This window comes from Oleiphilus sp. HI0066, assembly GCF_001635725.1.
This window is the reverse complement of record NZ_LWFH01000630.1, coordinates 1-940: the sequence shown is the minus strand read 5'-3', so window position 1 is coordinate 940 and position 940 is coordinate 1. Positions and strand designations below refer to the sequence as shown.

The 940-nt window shown below is 43.8% G+C and carries 1 protein-coding gene; it reads left to right on the top strand.

Translation table 11 applies throughout. The annotated features are described in order from the left end of the window. Positions 1-44: 44 nt before the first annotated feature. Positions 45-940: response regulator (locus tag A3738_RS08085; protein WP_068763514.1), on the top strand; the 896-nt coding region annotated here is incomplete at its 3' end.

Below are 940 nucleotides of genomic sequence, written 5' to 3'. Positions count from 1 at the left end.
AGACAAGAATAGTTTTTTAGGTTGTGTGATTTGGAGGAATATTAGTGAGCGATAAGCATATCATCGTTATAGTTGACGACGAGCAAGATGTGCTCAATTCAATGAAACGCGTTTTTCGGAAATCCCCGTTTGAAGTGCACACCTTTGACTCAGGAGAGAGAGCCGTCGAAGTACTGAAAGATCTAAGGCCAGATCTCATTATCAGTGACATGCGGATGCCTGGGATGGATGGGGCCGAGTTTTTATCGCAAGCAAAAAGCATTGTTCCTGCGGCACCGAGGATTTTACTAACTGGGCAAGCAGATAAAGAAGACACGGTACGTGCGATAAATGATGGTGAGATTTTCGCATTCGTAAGCAAACCTTGGGATAACACAGAGTTCCTAGCTTTAGCAGAAGATGCGCTGGCACGCCGTAATAAAGAGAAAATGAAAAATCGTGCCTTGCATACACTTAAGAAAATGCATGATGAGGTGTCTGAATCAAAAGAAGGCATCGAGCGAGAACTCGCTGAACAATCGCAGGAAAACCAACAAAACAAACAAGCAACTGTAGATGCCTATCTGTTAATGGAAGAAAGCTTTCTGAACCTGCTAGATATGAAGCAACCAGGTCAGAGGGCATTTGCACATCAACTCGAAGAGGTTGTCACCAAACTAGCCGCCCGACTCAATGTTGAGAAAGATGGACTAAAAGTACTGTACCAAGCTTCGCGCTTACATGGGCTCGGCAAAATATCCGTTCCTGATGCGGTTCTTGAGAAAGGATATTCAAATTTAAGCGAATCAGAGAAAGAGTTATATCACGCATATCCAGCAAACGGGGCATGCACACTTATTGCGATCGAAGCCTTTTCAGCGTGCTCTGACATTTTGTTTAAACAACAAGAACGATTAGATGGATCGGGGTTTCCTCTAGGTCTTAAGGCAGATGAGCTATC